The organism is Nocardia heshunensis (genome assembly GCF_054782115.1).
The window spans coordinates 48,080-68,460 of record NZ_BAAGTC010000008.1 but is presented as its reverse complement, the minus strand read 5'-3'; the positions used below and the strand labels follow the sequence as shown (position 1 = coordinate 68,460).

Sequence of the window (20,381 nt, the reverse complement as noted above, 5' to 3'; positions counted from 1 at the left end):
GACCTCGGCGACCTCGACGGCGAGCTCACCGCGATCCCGGTATCGGAGCAGGAGCTCCCGGCCCGTCTGCTCGAAACCGCCACCGCCGGTTTCGATGTCACGCTCGCCCCGCCGGTCCGCGTCGCCCTGTTCGAAATCGCCCCCGCCGATCACGTGCTGCTGGTCGTCCTGCACCACATCAGCGCCGACGGCTTCTCCATGCAGCCCATGACCCGGGACCTGGTGCTGGCCTACACCTCTCGCCTGGCAGCCATCGCACCCGCGTGGACGCCCCTCGAGATCCAGTACGGCGACTACGCCGCCTGGCAGCGGGCCGCGCTGGGTTCGGATGCCGATCCCGACAGCCTGCTGTCGCGGCAACTGGCCTTCTGGGTGAAGGAACTGTCCTCCGCTCCCGAGCAGCTGGCCCTGCCCACCGACCGTCCCCGCCCGGCCCGCCGCGAAATGCTCGGTGCCAAGGTCGAATTCGAGGTGCCCGCCGAAACCGTCGAGCGCCTCTCGGCCCTGGCTCGCGAGCACAATGCCACCCTCTTCGGTGTCGTGCACGCCGCCTTCGCGGTGCTGCTGGCCAAACTGTCCGGCCAGCGCGACATCACCATCGGCGTCCCCCTCGCCGGCCGTGGCGAACGCGCCCTGGACGATCTGATCGGCATGTTCGTCAACACCGTGGTGCTGCGCGCCGAGGTGGACGGCAAGCTCGCCTTCACCGAACTGCTGCGCCAGGTCCGCGACCGCGATCTGGCGGCCTTCGCCCACGCCGACGCTCCCTTCGAGCGTGTGGTGGAAGCCGTCCTGGCCGCCACCGGCCGGGCGCGCTCGGCGGCGGTCAACCCGCTGTTCCAGGTGGCCTTCGCCTTCCAGAACCTGGCCCAGACCTCCGTGGCGCTGCCGGGTCTCACGGTCGAGGCGCTCGAGCCGGAGCTGTCCGAGGCCAAGTTCGACCTGCAGCTCACCGGCGTCGAACGCCACGATCCCGCGGGCCGCGTGATCGGCCTGGACATGCGATTCGATTACGCCACCGACATTTTCGGTGCGGAGTCGGTGCGCCTGCTGGCCCAGCGCCTGCTGCTGGTGTTCGACACCGTGCTCGCCGATCCGTCGGCCACGGTGCGCGCCATCGACATTCGCACCGAGGCCGAGCGCGGCCGCCGACCGGCAGCGGCGCAGCCCGCGGCCGCCGCATCGGATCTGCCCACCCTGATCGCCGCCGCCGCGGCGCTCGCCCCCGAGGGCCTCGCCCTCACCCACGGTGTCCACACCGTCACCTACCGGGATCTCGCCGAGAAGATCACCGCCACCGCCCGTGCCATGGGCGCCGCCGCCAAGCCGGAAGCGCTCGTGAACGTGGCCCTCGCCGGACTGGTGCCCGGCATTCTGGCCGCCCTCGGCGCGACCGGACTCAAACAGGCCCTGAGCACGCTCAGCGCGGACGCGCAGGCCCTGATCCTTCGCTCGGAAAGCACGTCGGAAGGAAGCCTCTGATGCACTACGCAGAGTCGATCGCCACCAGCCGAACCGGCCGGGTCACGGCATTGCGCCGCGCCTACGGCGTGGGCGACCTACCTTGCCTGATCGCCGTTGTGGCCGATTTGGAACCCGACCGCATCGCCCTGCGCTACGCGGGAGACACCGTCTCCTACGGCGCGCTGGCGACCGAGACCGCCATGCTCGGCGAGGCCATGGGTGGCGCGCTCGAGCCCGAAGCCCTCATGCAGGTCGTGGTCTCCGGACAGCTGCCCGGCCTGATGAACGGCGAGGAAGGCGGTCTCACCGCCACTTTGGAGGCGCTCGTCGACGACGCGGTGCTGGCGGCCTCCGAAGTGCTCGACCCGAAACTGGCCCCGGTCGAGACCTTGGCCACCCAGTTCCGGGCCCAGGTCGCGCGCACGCCCGACGCGGTGGCCATGGAATTCGAGGGCGCGACCCTCACCTACGCCGAATTCGCCGGGCGCGTCACGGTTTTGGCTCGCCATCTGCGCGGGCTGGGCGTCGGCCCCGACGTGCTGGTGGGCCTGGCGGCGCGGCGCTCCTTCGAGCTGCTGGTCGGCATGTTCGCCATTCTCGAGGCCGGCGGCGCGTACGTGCCGATCGACCCGGATCACCCGGCCGAGCGCATCGCCTATGTGCTCGAGGTGGCCCAGCCCGCCGTGGTGCTCACCACCACCGCCGATCAGATGGCCCTCGACACCGAGGTCCCGGTGCTGCGCATCGACGAATTCGAGCGCACCGCACGCGAATACGGTCTCGACAACCCGCAGCCGCTGTCCCCGGCCGAGGACCCGGAGCTGGTGCAGCCCGGTCCGGACAACCTCGCCTACGTCATCTTCACCTCCGGTTCCACCGGCCGCCCCAAGGGTGTCGCGATCCCGCACCGCGCGGTCATCACGTTCCTGCGCTGGCAGCAGCGGCAGTTCCGGCTCAACGAGCAGGACGCGGTCCTGTTCAAGACCTCGACCACCTTCGACGCCTCGGTGTGGGAGATCTTCTGGCCCTTGCAGACCGGGGCCCGATTGGTGATCACCGCGCCGGACGGCCACCTGGATCCCGCCTATCTGGTGCGGACCATTCGCGACTCCGAGGTCACCGCGGCCTTCTTCGTGACGTCGATGCTGGCGGCCCTGGTGGGTGAGCTGTTGCGCACCGGCGAGGACATGCCCGACTCCCTGCGCTACCTGCTCACCGGTGGCGAGACCGTCCCCGTCGGAATCGCCGCTGACTTCCGCAGCGTCAGCGGCGCGACCTTGTTCGACGTGTACGGCCCCACCGAGTCCACCGTGCTGGCCACCTCCCACGAGGTCACCGCCGCGGATGTCGACAGCATTCCGATCGGCAGCCCCGGCGACGATGTCGAACTCCTTGTCCTGGACGAGGATCTGCGCCCGGTGCCGGTCGGCGTGGTCGGCGAGCTGTACGTCGCGGGCCCGCAGCTGGCCCGCGGCTACTTCGGCCGCGCGGGACTGACCGCGGAACGCTTCGTGGCCAATCCCGAAGGCCCGTCCGGTGACCGCATGTACCGCACCGGCGACCTGGTGCGCTGGGTCGCGAACCCCGACGGCGGACCCGACGAGCTGGAATACGTGGGCCGCAGCGACTTCCAGGTCAAGATGCGCGGCCTGCGCATCGAGCTCGGCGAGGTGGAGTCGGCGCTGCGGCGTGACCGCGCGGTCGCGCAGGCGGCGGTGCTCATGCACACCCGGCCCAATGGCGAGCAGGCGCTGGTCGGCTACGTGGTCGCCGCCGACGGCCACGAGATCGACAGCACCACAATCCTTTCGACCGCTCGCACGCACATCCCCGAGTACATGGTGCCGTCGCTGCTGGTGCCGATGAGCGAGCTGCCGCTCAATGTGAACGGCAAGGTGGACCGCCGCGCCCTGCCCGAGCCGGTGTTCACCGACGCCGCCACCGCCTACCGCGCCCCCGAGACGCCCGCCGAGGAGGCGGTCGCCGCCATCTTCGCCGAGCTGCTCGACCTGAGCGTGGTCGGCGCGGACGACGACTTCTTCGGCATCGGCGGCAATTCGCTCATCGCCACCCGCGCCATCGCCCGCATCCGCGAGACGCTCGGCATCGCCGTGGATGTGCGCGACTTCTTCGAGCGGCCCACCGTGGCCGCGCTGGCGGCGCTGGGCGACAACGCGACCGGCATGGTGCGGCCGCCGCTGACCGCCGGGCCGCGGCCGGACCACATTCCGCTCTCGCCCGCCCAGCAGCGCATGTGGTTCCTCAACCACTACGCGCGCAGCGAATACGACCCGGCCACCGACGAATTCGACCCGTCGGCCGTGGACAACATGCCCTTCGCGCTGCGGCTGCGCGGCGACCTCGACACCGACGCGCTGGCCGCCGCCTTCGCCGACGTGATCGAGCGCCACGAGTCGCTGCGCACCTACTACCCGGCCGCCGAGGCGGGCCCGGCCCAGGTGGTGCTGCCCGCCGCCGCGGTCGATCTGACCCCGCGCGAGGTGCCGGAGAGCCAGCTCGCGGGGACCGTACTCGCCTTGGCCGCACAGGGATTCGACGTCACCGCCGAGGTCCCGCTGCGGGCCCGGCTGCTGCGCTCCGGCCCGGGCGACCACACCCTGGTCGTGGTCGCCCACCACATCGCCGCCGACGGCGCGTCCATCGGCCCGCTGGTGCGCGACCTGGTGATGGCGTACCTGGCCCGGCAGTCCGGCCAGCGCCCGCAGTACGAGCCGCTCGCGGTCCAGTACGCCGACTACGCGCTGTGGCAGCGCGCCTGGATGGGCGACGAGGCCGACCCGGAATCGGTGTCGGCCCGCCAGATCGCCTTCTGGGCACACGAACTCGCGGACCTGCCGGCCCAGCTGGACCTGCCCGCCGATCGTCCGCGCCCGGCCGCCTCCAGCTTCCGGGGTGCGACCTTCGAGACCGTCCTCGACGCCGACCTGCGTGCCGCCGTCGACAAGGTGGCCGCCGCCCACCGCGCCACCCCGTTCATGGTGTTGCACGCCGCGCTGGCCGCCGTGCTGGCCCGGCTGTCCAACACCACCGACATCGCCATCGGCACCCCCGTCGCCGGGCGCGGCGACCAGGCGCTCGACGATCTGGTCGGCATGTTCGTCAACACCCTGGTGCTGCGCACCGAGGTGCGGGGCGCGGATTCCTTCGGCGCGCTGATCGGCCATGTGCGCGACCGTGATCTGCGCGCCTTCGCCCACCGCGACGTCCCCTTCGAGCGCCTGGTCGAGGTGCTCAACCCGGCCCGCGCCCGCAACCGCCACCCGCTGTTCCAGGTGGCGCTGTTCATGCAGAACCTGGGCGATATCAATGCCGCGCTGCCTGGACTGTCGGCCGAGCAGTTGGATTTCGATCCGGGCATCGCCAAGTTCGACCTGCAGCTGACCGTCGTCGGCGACGGCGACCTGTACCGGGTCGAATACACCTACGCCGCAGACCTTTTCGACGACCACACCGTGCGTGAGTTCGCGGCCAAGTTCACCCGCCTGCTCTCCGCCGCGGTCGCCGACGTCGAGATCCCGGTCGGCGACATCGAACTGCTGGACGCCGGGGAACGCGACTACGTCCTGTCGAGCTGGAACGCCACCGGCTCCCGCGTCCCGGATCTGTTCCTGCACCAGGGTTTCGACGCCCAGGCGGCCCGCACCCCGAATGCCCGCGCCCTGGTCTTCGGCGACACCGAGCTCACCTACGCCGAATTCTCCGAGCGCGCCAACCGGCTGGCCCGCTACCTGATCACCACGGGCGTCGGCCCGGAATCGCTGGTCGTGCTGGCCATGGCCCGCTCGGTCGAGCTGGTGGTCGCCATGTACGCCGTGCTGCGCGCGGGCGGCGCGTACGTGCCGGTCGACCCGGCCCACCCGGCCGAGCGCGTCGGCCACATTCTCGCCACCGCCGCCCCGCACGCCGTGCTCACCACGCGCCGCGACGCTTTCGCGACGCCCGAGACCATCGACGTCGCCACCTATTACCTCGACGAGCTGGAGCTGTCCCCGTACGCGGGCGGCAAGATCTCCGAGCGCGAGCGCCGCGCCCCGCTGCACCCCGACCACCCCGCCTACGTGCTGTTCACCTCCGGCTCCACCGGCAAGCCCAAGGGCGTCGCGGTCACCCACCGCGCCATCGCCAACCAGCTGGCCTGGATGCAGGCCGAATACGGTGTCCGCAACCAGGACATCTACCTGCAGAAGACCGCCACCACCTTCGACGTCTCGCTGTGGGGCTACTTCCTGCCGCTGCGCGCGGGCGCGACCCTGGTGGTCGCCACCCCCGACGGGCACCGCGATCCCCGCTACATCGCCGAAACCATTGCTCGGCACGGGGTTACGCTCACCGACTTCGTCCCGTCCATGCTCGCGGTCTTCGCCGCACACGCCGAGTCGGGCGAACTCGATTCGCTGCGTGAGGTTTTCGTCATCGGCGAGGCGCTGCCGCCGGAGACGGTCGCCGCCTTCTGGGCGGTCAGCGACGCCGGGGTGCACAACCTGTACGGCCCCACCGAGGCGGCGGTGTCGATCACCTTCCGTGAGGCCCACCGCTCCGACACGCTCGCCGTGCCGATCGGTGAGCCGGAGTGGAATTCGCAAGTCTTCGTGCTGGATTCACGGCTGCGGCCGGTCGCCATCGGCGTCCCCGGCGAGCTGTACCTGGCCGGTGTGCAGCTGGCCCGCGGCTACCACGGCCGCGTCGACCTCACCTCGGATCGCTTCGTGGCCAACCCGTTCGGGCGTGCCGGCGAGCGCATGTACCGCACCGGCGACCTGGTCAAGTGGACCGAGGACGGCGAGCTGGTCTACCTGGAGCGCCTGGACTTCCAGATCAAGTTCCGCGGCCAGCGCATCGAATTGGCCGAGATCGAGAGCGCGCTGTTGCTGACCCCGGAGGTCGCGCAGGCCGCGGTCCGGTTGGTCACCGGCGACTCCGGCGACTATCTGGCCGGCTACGTGGTCCCGGCTCCGGGTATCGAACTCGATCCGGAATCCCTGCGCGAGGGCCTGACCCGCGTCCTGCCGTCCTACATGGTCCCGACCGCCCTGATGGCGTTGACCGAGCTGCCGCTCAACTCCAGCGGCAAGCTCGACCGCAAGGCGCTGCCCGTTCCGGAACTGCGCGCCAAGAGCTTCCGCGAGCCGGTCGATCCCGCCCAGCGGCTGGTCGCGGCGGTCTTCGCCGAGGTGCTCGGTGCCGAGCGCGTCGGGCTCGACGACGACTTCTTCGCCCTCGGCGGCAGCTCGCTCGACGCCGCCCGCGTCACCTCCCGCATCGGCGCCGAACTCGGCGCGCGGGTCCCCGTGCGCCTGCTATTCGAAGCCTCCACCGTCGAGGGTCTCGCCGCCCTCCTGGTCGTCGCGAATCCCGATGCCGCCCGGCCCCTGCTGGCTGCCCGCCCACGCCCCGAACGCATCCCGCTCTCGCCCGCCCAGCAGCGCCTGTGGTTCCTCAACCGGATCGAATCCGAGGACGGCGAGCACAGCGTCTACAACCTGCCGATCGTGCTGCGTCTGGCCGGCAACCTGCGCATCGCCGACCTGGAGCAGGCGGCCATGGATGTGCTGGCCCGCCACGAATCGCTGCGCACCGTGTACCCGGACTCGGATTCCGGCCCGTACCAGGAGATCCTGGACATCACGGAGGTCGGCCTGAGCCTGACCCCGATCCCGGTCGCCGCCGCCGATATGCCCGGCACCATCGCCGCCTTCGCCGCCGCCGGTTTCGACGTGACCCGCGAACTGCCTTCGCGCATCGGCCTTTTCCTGACCGAGGACGCCGACGAGCCCGAGTACGTGCTGGCCGTGGTCGTGCACCACATCGCCGCCGACGCCCTGTCGCTGGCCCCGCTCATCACCGACCTCATGCGCGCCTACACCGCCCGCATCGCCGGCGTCGACCCCGGCTGGGAACCCCTGGCCGTGCAGTACGCCGACTACAGCCTCTGGCAGCACGAACTCCTCGGCGACGCCGCCGAATCCGGCACCGTCGCCCACCAGCAGCTCGAGTTCTGGCGCGAGACCCTGACCGGTCTGCCCCCGCAGCTCGCCCTGCCCGCCGACCGCCCCCGCCCCGCCGTCGCCACCAATGTCGGTGCGTCTATTCCGTTCTCGGTGGACCCGGCCGTCGCCGACGGCCTGCGCGAGCTCGCCCGCGCCCACGGCGTCACCCTCTTCATGGTCGTGCACGCCGCCTTCGCCGCCCTGCTGGCCCGCAGCGCCGCCACCACCGACGTGGCCGTCGCCTCCCCGATCGGCGGCCGCGGCGAACGCGAACTCGACGCCCTCATCGGCATGTTCGTCAATACCCTGGTGCTGCGCACCCGCGTCGAGGACGACCTGTCCTTCGCGGACCTGCTCGCCCGCGTGCGCACCGCCGACCTGGCCGCCTTCGCCAATGCCGAGTTGCCCTTCGAGCGCATCGTCGACGCCCTGGCCGTGGATCGCGCCACCGGCGCACCGCCGCTGGCCCAGGTCATGCTGACCTTCACCGACGCCGCCCGGATGAGCGAATCCGGCACCTTCGCGCTGCCCGAGCTGACCGTCTCCGCGGTCGAGATCGATGACCCGACGGTCAAATTCGATCTGCATCTGGTGGTCGGCGAGCTGGGGGAGGCCGGATTGACCGGCAATCTGCGCTACGCCACCGAACTCTTCGACGCCGCCACCGCGACCGCGCTAACCGAGCGCCTCGGCCGGATCCTGACCGCGGTGGCCACCGACGCCACCGTCAGCGTCGGTGATATCGACCTGCTCGCCCCCGCCGAGCGCACCCGAATCCTGCACGACTGGAACGGCACCGGCTACTCGCCGATCGACGCCGACGCCACCCTGGTCTCGCTCTTCGACGCCCAGGTGGCGCGGACCCCCGACGCGACGGCAATCGGCTTCGAGGGGACAGCTCTGTCCTATGCCGACCTCGCGTCCCGCGTGCGCCGCCTGGCCCGCTGGCTGATCGCCGAGGGTGTCGGCCCGGATTCCCTGGTGGCCCTGGGTATGCGGCGTTCCGTGGATCTGGTCGTCGGCATGTACGCCGTCGCCACCGCCGGTGCCGCCTACGTGCCGCTGGACCCCGATCACCCGGCCGACCGCATCGAGTACATCCTCGAGACCGCCGACCCGGTCACCGTGCTGACCTCCGGTGAAGACCTGCTGATGGACACCGCGCAGGTGCGCATCGATCTGCTGGACCTGGTCGGCTACTCGGACGAGCCGCTGACCGACGCGGATCGCACTGTCCCGCTGCGAGAGTCGAACAACGCCTACGTCATCTTCACTTCCGGTTCGACCGGCCGCCCCAAGGGCGTGGCGGTGCCGCACTCGGCCATCGTCAACCGCCTGCGCTGGATGCAGGCCGAATACGGCCTGACCGCGGCCGATGTCGTGCTCCAGAAGACCCCCGCCACCTTCGACGTGTCGGTGTGGGAGTTCTTCTGGCCCTTGCAGATCGGCGCTCGCCTGGTGATCGCCCGGCCGGACGCGCACCGCGATCCGGCCCAGCTCGCGGAACTCATTGCCCGCGAGGGCGTCACGGTCACCCACTTCGTGCCGTCGATGCTGTCGGTGTTCGTTGCCGAGGAGGCCGCCGCACGCTGCACCAGCCTGCGCATGGTCTTCGCCTCCGGCGAGGCGCTATCGCCACGACCAGCGCACCGACTACGTGAGTTGGCCGGTACCGAACTGCACAACCTCTACGGTCCCACCGAGGCCGCCGTGGATGTCACCTATCACGAGGTCACCGACACCGACCTCGACACCGTGCCGATCGGCCGCCCCGTCTTCAATACCCAGGTCTACGTGCTGGATTCGCGCCTGCGCCCGGTGCCCGTCGGCGTCGCCGGTGAGCTGTACCTGGCCGGTACCCAGCTCGCCACCGGCTACGTGGCCCGCCCCGACATCACCGCGGATCGCTTCGTGGCCAACCCCTTCGGGCGTGCCGAGCGCATGTACCGCACCGGTGACCTGGTCAAGTGGACCGGCGACGGCGAGCTGGAGTACCTGGGCCGCACCGACTTCCAGGTCAAGCTGCGCGGCCTGCGCATCGAGCTGGGCGAGATCGAAACCGCTCTGAGCGAACTCGCCGAGGTCGCGCAGGCGGTCGTCACGGTGCGCGGCACGGACCCGGCTCTGGTCGCCTATGTCGTGACCGCGCCGGGGACCGAGTTTTCGGGCAGCGTGCTGAAAACATCTCTGGCCCAGCGGCTTCCGTCCTACATGGTCCCCGCCGTCTACGTCCCCCTGGACGCCCTGCCGCTCAATGCCTCCGGCAAGCTCGACCGCGCCGCCCTGCCCGCACCCGCGCAGGCCGTCACCGCGTTCCGCGCCCCGACCGGCCCCGAAGAGCGCATCGTCGCCGAGGTCTTCGCGTCCCTGCTCGGCGTCGAACGCGCCAGCGCCGACGACGATTTCTTCGCCCTCGGCGGCAACTCGCTCATCGCCACCCAGCTGGTCGCCCGCCTGGGCAAGGCCGCGGGCGTACGGATCCCGTTGCGCGCCATCTTCGAAGACGCCACCGTCGCCGGGCTGGCCGCCCGCATCTCGGCCGCCGACGCCGAATCCGTCGTCGAGCTGCCGCCGATCACGGTGCGCGAGCGCGGCGACCGGATCCCGCTCTCCATCGCCCAGCAGCGCATGTGGTTCCTCAACCGCTTCGATATTCGCGACGGCTACACCATCCCGTTCGCGCTGCGCCTGACCGGGACCCTGAACCTGGATGCGCTGCGCGCGGCCGTTGCCGACGTGGTCGACCGGCACGAAACCCTGCGCACCCTCTACCCCGAGCACGACGGCGAGGCCAGCCAGCTCATCCTGCCCGCGGGCACCCGCCTCATCGACCTGGTGCCCGAGCCGGTCACCGCCGATCAGCTGCCCGGCCTGGTGGAGTCGGTGGCGCGCACCGCCTTCGACGTCACCGCCGAGGTGCCCTTCCGCATCCGGCTGCTCGAGCTCACCGACGAGCCGGGCACGCACCTGCTGGTCATGGTGGTGCACCACATCGCCGCCGACGGCTGGTCCTTCGGACCGCTGACCCGCGATATCGCCACCGCGTACGTGGCCCGGTGCGCCCGGGAGGTGCCGAACCTGGCACCGCTGCCGGTGCAGTACGCCGACTACGCGCTGTGGCAGCGTGATGCGCTCGGCAGCGCCGACGACGCGAACTCGGTGCTGGCCCGGCAACTGGCGCACTGGACCCGCCGACTGCACGGCGTCCCGGACGTCCTCGCGCTCCCGTCGGACCGCCCGCGTCCCGCCGTCGCCACCGGTCGCGGTGCGGGCTTCACCGGCCGCTTCGACGCCGAATTGCACGCGGCCATCCTCGATTTCGCGAGCAGCCGCCGCCTCACCCCGTTCATGGTCCTGCACACCGCCCTGGCGGTCACCCTGGCCCGCCTGTCCGGCACCTCCGACATCGTCATCGGCACCCCGGTCGCCGGGCGCGGCGACGAGGCCCTCGACAACCTGGTCGGCATGTTCGTCAACACCCTGGTGCTGCGCACCGAGGTGCGCCCCGAGGTGTCGCTGGGCGAACTGCTCGTGCACGTCCGCGACACCGACCTGACGGCCTTCGACCACGCCGTGGTCCCCTTCGAAATGCTGGTCGACGCCGTCAATCCGGTGCGCTCCCAGTCGCACGCGCCGCTGTGCCAGGTCACCCTGACCCTGCAGAACCACGTGCGCCCCAGCGTCCGGCTCAACCGCCTGGCCATCGAGGCGCTCACCGTCGAGGCCACCGCCACCCAGTTCGACCTGGACTGGACCATGGCCGAAACCACCGACGCCGCAGGCGAACCCGGCGGCATCGAGGTCTACATCACCTACGCCACCGACCTGTTCGACCCGGAGACCATCGCCGGGTTCCAGGACACCTACGAGCGCGTGCTGCGCGCACTGCTCGCCGATCCCCGCACGGGTACCGGCGATGTGGAGATCATGTCGCGCGCCGAACGTGGCGAACTGCTGGTGAATCGCAACTTCACGGGCCGCGGACTGCCCGCCGAGACCCTGGCCGAGCTGCTCGACGCCCGCGCGGAACAGGATCCGGACTCCGACGCCCTGATCTACGAGGGTGAGCGCATCACCTACGCGGACCTGGCCGCCCGTGCGAATCGCCTGGCCCGCCTGCTGATCTCGGAGGGCATCGGCCCGGACCACATCGTCGGCGTCACCTCGCAACGCTCCATCGACATGGTGGTGGCGCTGTATGCCGTGGTCGCCGCCGGTGCCGCCTACGTCCCGATCGATCCGGCCCACCCCGCCGACCGCATCGCGCATGTGCTGAACACCTCGAACGTCGGTCTGGTCCTGACCGTCGGCGGTGCCGAGCTGCCCGAGCTGGATGCCGTCCGCGTCCTCGATGTCGCGGAATTCACCGGCCTGGAAGGCTTCTCGGCCGAACCCGTCACCGACGCCGATCGTCTCGGTCTGCTGCGCCCCGACAACCTCGCCTACGTCCTCTACACCTCCGGCTCCACCGGCCTGCCCAAGGGCGTGGCCACCAGCCACCGCGCCATCATGAACCAGCTGCGCTGGCTCGAGAACCGCTACGGCGTCACCCGCGCCGATCGCGTCATGCAGCGCGCCCCGCTGGCCTTCGACGTCTCGGTGTGGGAATGCTTCCTGCCCGCCATGGTCGGTGCGCCCCTGGTGATTCCGCGCCCCGGCGGCCACCAGGACCTCGACTACCTGGCCGGGCTCATGCGCGAATTCGGCGTCACCATCGCCGAACACGTGCCGTCGGTGCTGGCGGCCCTGATCGCCGAGGGCCACGGCGATGCGCTCGCCTCCTTCCGCCACCTGCACACCGGCGGCGAGGCACTGCCGGTGGAACTGCTCGGCCGGCTGCGCGAGCTGGTCGGCGGGTCGGTGCACAATGCCTACGGCCCGACCGAGGCCGCGATCTCGACCATTTATCACGAATTCTCCGACGCCGACCCGGATTTCGAGGTCGCCATCGGCCGCCCCAACTGGAACACCCGCGCCTACGTGCTCGACGCCCGCATGCGCCCGGTCCCGACCGGCGTCATCGGTGAGCTCTACCTGGCGGGCGCGCAGCTGGCGCGCGGCTATCAGGGCCGCGGCGGGCTCACCGCCGACCGGTTCGTGGCCGACCCGTTCGGGGTGCCCGGCGCGCGCATGTACCGCACCGGCGACCTGGTGCGCTGGAACCGCACCGGTGACCTGGTGTACATGGGCCGCAACGACTTCCAGGTGAAGCTGCGCGGCCAGCGCATCGAACTCGGGGAGATCGAGGCGGCGCTGCTGTCCGCACCCGGCGTGGCCAATGCGGTCGTCCTGCTCGCCAAGGACACCGCCGGAACCGACTGCCTGATCGGCTACGTCTCCGGCACCGACCTCACCGTCGAATCCGTGCTGGAACACGCCCGCACCCAGCTGCCCTCCTACATGCTGCCCGCCCACCTGGCGGTGCTCGCGGAGATGCCGCTCACCACGGTCGGCAAGCTCGACCGCAATGCCCTGCCCCCGGTCGAATTCACCGCTGCCACGGTCGCCTACCGCGAACCCCGCCCCGGCACCGAGGCCACGCTGGCCACCCTGATCGGGGACCTGCTCGGCGGCATCACCATCGGCGCCGACGACGACTTCTTCGCGCGCGGCGGCAATTCGCTGCTGGCCATGCGACTGGTCGCCCGCGCCAATGCCGCCTTCGGTGCGGAACTGAGCGTGCGCCAGCTGTTCGAGGCCCCGACCGTGGCCGAACTGGCGACCCGCATCACCGCCGGCGCGCACGGCATTCCGCTGCGACCCATGCCGCGCCCGGAGCGAATCCCGCTGTCGCTGGCCCAGACCCGCATGTGGCTGCTCAACCGGCTGGACCCGGAATCCGCGGCCTACAACGTGCCCGCGGCCGTCCGCGTCACCGGCGAGATCGACACCGGCGTGCTCATGGCCGCCTTCGCCGACGTGGTCGCCCGGCACGAATCGCTGCGCACCATGTACCCGGCCGACGCCGACGGCGTTGGTTACCAGCTGATCCTGCCCGCCGCGGAAGCGCCGCTGCCGCTGGAAATCCGCGATGCCTCCGACCTGACCTGGATCGAGGACTTCGTCGGCCGCGGTTTCGACGTCACCGGCACGGTGCCGTTGCGGGCGGCCCTGATTCGCGAATCCGCGCACAGCCACGTGCTGGTCGTGGTGCTGCACCACATTGCCGGTGACGGGCAGTCGCAGGATCCGCTGCTGCGCGACACCATCACCGCCTACCTGTCGCGGGTCGCGGGCCAGGCCCCGGTCTGGCAGGAACTGCCGGTGCAGTACGCCGACTACGCGCTGTGGCAGCGGGCCGTCGTCGAGCAGTCCGGTCAACGCGAACTCGACTACTGGACCGCGACGCTGGCCGACCAGCCCGAGGACCTGCCGCTGCCCACCGACCGGCCCCGCCCGGCCGTCGCCTCCGGGCGCGGCGCGCGGGTGCAGGCGCGGTTGGACGGTGGCCTGGCCGCCGCGGTCAAGCGAACCGCGGAGGCGCACAACGTCACCCCGTTCATGGTGTGGCATGCCGCGCTGTCGGTGCTGCTGGCCCGGCTCTCCGGCTCGGCCGACATCACCATCGGCACCCCGCTCGAGGGCCGCGGCAATGCCGCCCTGGATGACCTGGTCGGCATGTTCGTCAACACCCTGGCCCTGCGGACCCGGCCGGAACCCGAACTGGGTTTCGACGAACTGCTCGCGCAGACCCGCGACGCCGACTTGGCCGCCTTCGATCACGCGACCGTGCCCTTCGACCAGGTGGTCGACGCCCTCGGCGTGCCCCGCACCCAGGCCCGCAACCCGCTGTTCACCGTGGTCCTGAGCTACGTGAACCTGGGCTCGCAGACCTATGCGGTGCCCGGACTGATGCTGGAACCGGTCGACTTCGAGCACCGGGTGGCCCGCTTCGATCTGCAGTTCACCGTCTCGGACGAGCTCGATGTCGACGGTCATCTGGCCATCGAGTTGAACTACGCCACCGACCTTTTCGACGAGGCCACGGCCGCCGGGCTGCTGCGCCGGTTGGGCCGGGTGCTGGGTGCGGTCACCGCCGACACGAGCGTGCGGATCGGCGAGATCGAGCTGCTGGCCGCGGCCGAACGGGCCGCTCTGCTGGATCGCGCAGCGGCACAGCGGGTTCCGCAGCGCACCCTGGGCGACTACTTCGCCGAGGCCGCCGCGAACCACCCCGACAACGTCGCCCTGCGCTACCTGGACCGCGAACTCACCTACCGCGAGCTCGACGCCGAATCCTCGCGCCTGGCCCGGGTCCTCATCGAACGCGGCGTCGGCGCGGAAGACTATGTCGCGTTGGCGATCCCGCGCTCGGACCTGACCCTGCTGGCCGTCTGGGCGATCGCCAAGACCGGCGCCGCCTTCGTGCCGGTCGACCCGAACTATCCGGCCGACCGCATCGATCACATGCTCACGGACTCGGGCGCGACATTCGGTCTGACGGTCGCCGACAGCCGGGACCGGCTGCCCGGCGCGGCCACCTGGCTGGTCATCGACGATGTCGAATTCGCCGCTGCCACTGCCGGACTCGACACCGCACCCATTGCGGCAGCCGAACTGGTTCGCCCCGTCCGCATCGCCAACCCCGCCTGGATGATCTACACCTCCGGCTCGACCGGCCTGCCCAAGGGTGTGGTCGTCTCGCACGGCGGCGTCGCCGGTATCGCGGTCACCCAGCGTGACCGCTACCGCCTCACCGCCGATGCCCGGGTCCTGCAGGTTTCTTCGCCCAGCTTCGACGCCTACCCGCTGGAAATCCTCATGGCCACGCCGGTCGGTGCGCGCCTGGTGATCACCCCGGCGCAGGTCTTCGGCGGGTCCGAACTGACCGCGTTGATGGCCGCCGAGGGTGCGACCCACGCCTTCATCACCCCGTCGGTGCTGCAGACCCTCGACCCGGAAGCCCTGCCGGAGTTCCGCGAACTGTCCGTCGGCGGTGAGGGTTTCGGACCCGACACCGTGGCCCGCTGGACCAGCGGCACGCGTGCCGTGCACAACGGCTACGGCCCGACCGAGACCACCATCACCTGCAATATCAGTGCCCCGCTGCTGCCGGGCCAGCCGGTCGAACTCGGCTCGATGACCGCCGGGATGACCGCGGTCGTGCTCGATGCCCGGCTGCGGCCGGTGCCGGTCGGTGTGACCGGTGAGCTGTACGTGAACGGTCCGGGTGTGGCCCGCGGATATCATGCGCGGCCGGGACTTTCGGCCGAGCGCTTCATCGCCGACCCGTACGGCGAGCCCGGTGACCGCCTCTACCGCACCGGTGACCTGGTGCGCTGGACGGCCCGGCCGGACGGGCGTCGCGCGCTCGAATACGTCGGTCGTGCCGACCATCAGGTCAAGGTGCGCGGCCTGCGCATCGAGCTGGGTGAGATCGACGCGGCGCTGGCGGCCCACGCGGCCGTGGAGTTCGCGGTCACGCTGGGCCGTGCGACAGCCGCCGGATCCACCGCACTCGTGTCGTATGTCGTTGCGGCACCCGGCCACACCATCGATGTCGACGAACTGACGGCCCACGCCGCCCGCTCGCTGACCCCGTACATGGTGCCCGCCGCCATCATGGTCCTCGACCACCTCCCGCTCACCCCCGTCGGCAAGCTGGACCGAAGCGCCTTGCCGGAGCCCGTCTTCCGTACGGCCGAGTTCAAGGCCCCGCGCACAGATGCCGAACGCACGGTCGCCGAGGTGGTGGCCGGGGTGCTGGGCACGGTCGACCCGATCGGCCTCGCCGACGACTTCTTCGCCCTCGGCGGTAACTCGCTCACGGCAACCCAATTGGCGGCCCGGTTGACCGCGGCCTTCGGGGCGCACGTCCCCGTGCGGACGATCTTCGAGTACTCGAGCATCGAATCCCTCGCCGCCGCAGTGCTGCTCGCCGAGCAGGCTCCCGTCCGCCCGCCGCTGCTGCCCCGTCTGGAGGACGGCCCCGCGCCGCTCTCTCCCGCCCAGCAGCGCATGTGGTTCCTCAACCGGCTGGATCCCGAATCCACGGCCTACAACATTCCGTTGCCCATCCGCCTGACCGGACCGCTGGATGTGGCCGCGCTGCAGGCCGCCATCGCCGATGTAGTGGTCCGGCACGAGGTGCTGCGCACCGTCTATCCGGAGACCGCCGCGGGCCCGGCGCAGCAGGTGCTGCCCGCCGCCACGGTCGCGGATCTGCCTGCCCTCAAGGCGATTCCGGTCACCGAGGAAACCGTCGCGGTGGCGGTGTTCGAGGTGATCAGCAAGGGCTTCGACGTGGCCACCACGGTCCCGTTGCGGGCCGAGCTGTTCGAACTGGGCCCGGACGACCATGTCCTGGTGGTGGTCATGCACCACATCGCCGGTGACGGCACCTCGCTGGCCCCGCTGGCCCGCGACGTCATGATGGCCTACGCCGCACGCAAAGCCGGTGTCGCACCGGAGTGGATGCCGCTGCCGGTGCAGTACTCCGACTATGCGATCTGGCAGCGCACCATGCTGGACGCGGAAGCCGATCCGGCCTCGCTGGTCTCGCGTCAGCTGCGATTCTGGAGCGAGAGCCTCGCCGGACTGCCGCCGCTGCTCGCACTGCCCGCCGACCGGCCCCGCCCGCAGGTGCTGGACGCGGCGGGCCGCCGGGTCGACTTCCACATCGACGCCGAAACCCATGCGGCGCTGGCCGAATTGGGCCGGGGGCAGGGCGCGACCCTGTTCATGACGGTGCACGCCGTCTTCGCCGCCCTGCTGGCGCGGCTGACCGGCTCGGCCGATATCGCCGTCGGCACCCCGGTCGCCGGACGTGATGATCCGGCGCTGGACGACCTGGTCGGCATGTTCGTCAACACCCTGGTGCTGCGCACAGCCGTCGATCCGGCGGAGCGGTTCACCGATCTGCTGCGGCGGGTGCGGTCGCACGATGTCGCGGCCTTCGACAATGCGGATCTGCCCTTCGAGCGGCTGGTCGAGGTGCTCGAGCCGGAGCGCTCCACCGACCGCAATCCGCTGGTCCAGGTCGGGTTCTCGTTCAACAATCAGCAGCCGGCGGCGTTCGAGCTGGACGGGCTGACGGTCGCGGCCGTCGAATTCGACACCGACGTCACGCAGTTCGACCTGCACCTGGTGGTCATCGACAGTTACGACGCCGATGGCACACCGGCGGGGCTGACCGCCACCATGACCTACGCCACCTCGCTGTTCGACGCGGGCACGGTGCAGGGCTTCGTGAACCGCTTCGAGCGGGTCATCGACGCGGTGGTGGCCGACAGTTCGGTGCGGATGGGCGAGATCGAGATCCTGGCCGCCGACGAGCGGGCGGAGATCCTGGAACGGTGGAACGACACGGCCGCCGTGTTCGCGGTCGAGCCGGAGCCGACCTTGGTCTCGCTGTTCGACGCGGCCGTGGCTCGCCACGGTGGAGCCACCGCGCTGGTCGTGGACGGTGCCCAGCGTCAGGTCCTGACCTACGCCGAGCTCGACGCCCGGGTGAATCGCCTGGCGCGCTTCCTGATCGAGCGTGGCGTCGGAGCGCGGGACACGGTCGCGCTGGCGCTGCCGCGCTCGGCCGAACTGGTCGTGGCGATGTATGCCGTGATCAAGACCGGAGCGGCGTATGTGCCGATCGATCCCGCTCAGCCCGAGGAGCGCATCGCCCACATCCTCGATACCGCGCATCCGGCTTTGGTGCTGACCGCCGCGGATCTGGCTGCGGCCGAGCTGGTTCCGGTGGTGCGGATCGACACCCTCGCGCTCGACGGCTATGCGGCCGATCCGATCTCCGCTTCCGAGCGGCTGGACGGGCTGGTCGCGGGCAATACCGCCTACGTCATCTTCACCTCGGGCTCGACCGGCCGCCCCAAGGGTGTGGCGGTCTCGCATCGGGCCATCGTGAACCGGCTGGTGTGGATGCAGTCCGAGTACCGGCTCACGGTCGGCGATGTGGTGTTGCAGAAGACTCCGGCCACCTTCGACGTGTCGGTGTGGGAGTTCTTCTGGCCCTTGCAGGCCGGTGCGCGACTGGTGGTCGCCGCGCCCGAGGGGCATCGGGATCCGGCCTACCTGGCGGGACTCATCGTCCGCGAGGACGTGACGGTCGCCCACTTCGTGCCGAGCATGCTGGCGGCATTCGTCGCCGAGCCTGCCGCACGCGAATGCATCGGCCTGAGCCGGGTTTTCGCTTCCGGCGAGGCGCTGCCCGGCGGCATCGCCCAACGTCTGCGCGAGCTGACCGGTGCCCGGCTGCACAACCTGTACGGCCCGACCGAAGCCGCGGTCGACGTGACCTATCACGAGGTCGTCGATGCCGACATCGACACCGTGCCGATCGGGCGTCCGGTGTTCAATACCCAGGTCTACGTGCTGGATTCGCGACTGCGGCCGGTTCCCGCCGGTGTCGCGGGTGAGCTGTACCTGGCCGGTGAGCAGCTGGCCACCGGGTACGTGGCGCGACCCGATCTGACCTCGGATCGGTTCGTGGCCAACCCCTTCGGGCACTCGGCGCGGATGTACCGGACCGGTGACCTCGTCAAGTGGATCGGTGACGGCGAGCTGGAGTACCTGGGGCGCACCGACTTCCAGGTCAAGCTCCGTGGCCAGCGTATCGAGCTCGGTGAGATCGAGACGGCGCTGACCGCGCTGGCGGACATCGCGCAGGCGGTGGCCGTGGTGTGGACCGGAATCGACAGTGCGGGTGAGCATCTCGTCGCCTACCTGGTGCCCGCCGCGGGCATCGAGCCGGACTCCGACTCGGTGCGTCGGGCGCTGGCCCAGCGACTGCCGTCCTACATGGTGCCGTCCGCGTTCGTCGTGCTGGATGCCCTGCCGCTCAACCCCTCCGGCAAGCTCGACCGGCGGGCACTGCCCGCCCCGAGCTTCGCGGCTCGTGAATTCCGTGCTCCGGTGACGGAATTGGAGATCGCCGTGTGCGCGGCCTACGCCGAGATCCTCGGGGTGGAGCGGGTCGGGCTGGACGACAACTTCTTCGAGCTCGGCGGTACCTCGCTGCTGGCGACCCGGCTGGTCTCGCTGCTGGGGGAGAAGCTGGGCGAACCGGTTCCGCTGCTGTTGCTGTTCACCGCGTTCACGCCCGGTGAGCTGGCGCGAGAGCTGGGATCGGCCGGAGCCGACACCGACGCCGCGCTCGATGTGCTGCTGCCGCTGCGGCGGGAAGGCAGCGCGGAGCCGCTGTTCTGCATCCACCCGGTCGGCGGCATCTCGTGGTCGTTCGCGGGGCTCGGAGCCTACCTGGACTCGGATCGGCCGATCTACGGTCTGCAGTCGCCCGCGCTGAAAACCGGTGGGGTTCTGCCGGATTCGATCGAGGACTGGGCCGCGGTCTATGTCTCGGCCATGCGGTCGGTGCAGCCGTCGGGGCCGTATCACCTGCTCGGCTGGTCGCTGGGTGGTGTGCTGGCGCACGCCGTGGCGACTCTCCTGCAGCAGCAGGGCGAGGAAGTCGCCTTGCTGGGCATGATGGACAGCCACCTCGCCCCCGAGGGCGGCTGGCGGGCCGGCGATGCCCGGACCGAGGTCGCGGAATTGCTGGGCGGGCTGCTCGGCGACCAGGCCGCGGGACTGGACCTCGACGGCGTCACGCAGTCGTCCGAGCTGGCGGCGCGGTTGGTCACACTGTCCGAAACCGCCACCGGCGGTGGGAGTCTCGCGTCCTTCGGCGTCGACTGGATCACTCGGGTGCTGGATTCGAGTGCTCGGTCGATGGAACTGGCGCAGGACTACCGGCCGCGGCTCTTCCACGGCGACATCGTGTACTTCACCGCCGCGCTCGAACAACCTGCCGCCACCGGCGTCGCGGGCTGGACCGCGGCCGTGGACGGCGCGATCGCCGAATACCCGGTGCAGGAAACGCATTGGCAGCTGACTTCGCCCCCGGCCCTCGCGCGGATCGCGCAGGTGCTGAACGCGATGTGGGACACAAACCCCAGGTGA

General features: G+C 70.7%; 2 protein-coding genes (1 of these 2 cut by a window edge). Both read left to right on the top strand.

The features are described 5' to 3' along the window. On the top strand, positions 1-1,482 hold the 3' end of the coding sequence (locus ACYVN4_RS26485; RefSeq protein ID WP_460724724.1) for a non-ribosomal peptide synthase/polyketide synthase. 16,305 nt of this gene lie to the left of the window's left edge; the window shows 1,482 of its 17,787 coding nt (coding positions 16,306-17,787); the start codon falls outside the window, past its left edge; the stop codon is at positions 1,480-1,482. Further along, complete coding sequence (locus ACYVN4_RS26480; RefSeq protein WP_460724723.1) at positions 1,482-20,381, top strand: non-ribosomal peptide synthase/polyketide synthase; 18,900 nt, start codon at positions 1,482-1,484, stop codon at positions 20,379-20,381. Before ACYVN4_RS26485 ends, ACYVN4_RS26480 begins: the two co-directional genes overlap by 1 nt.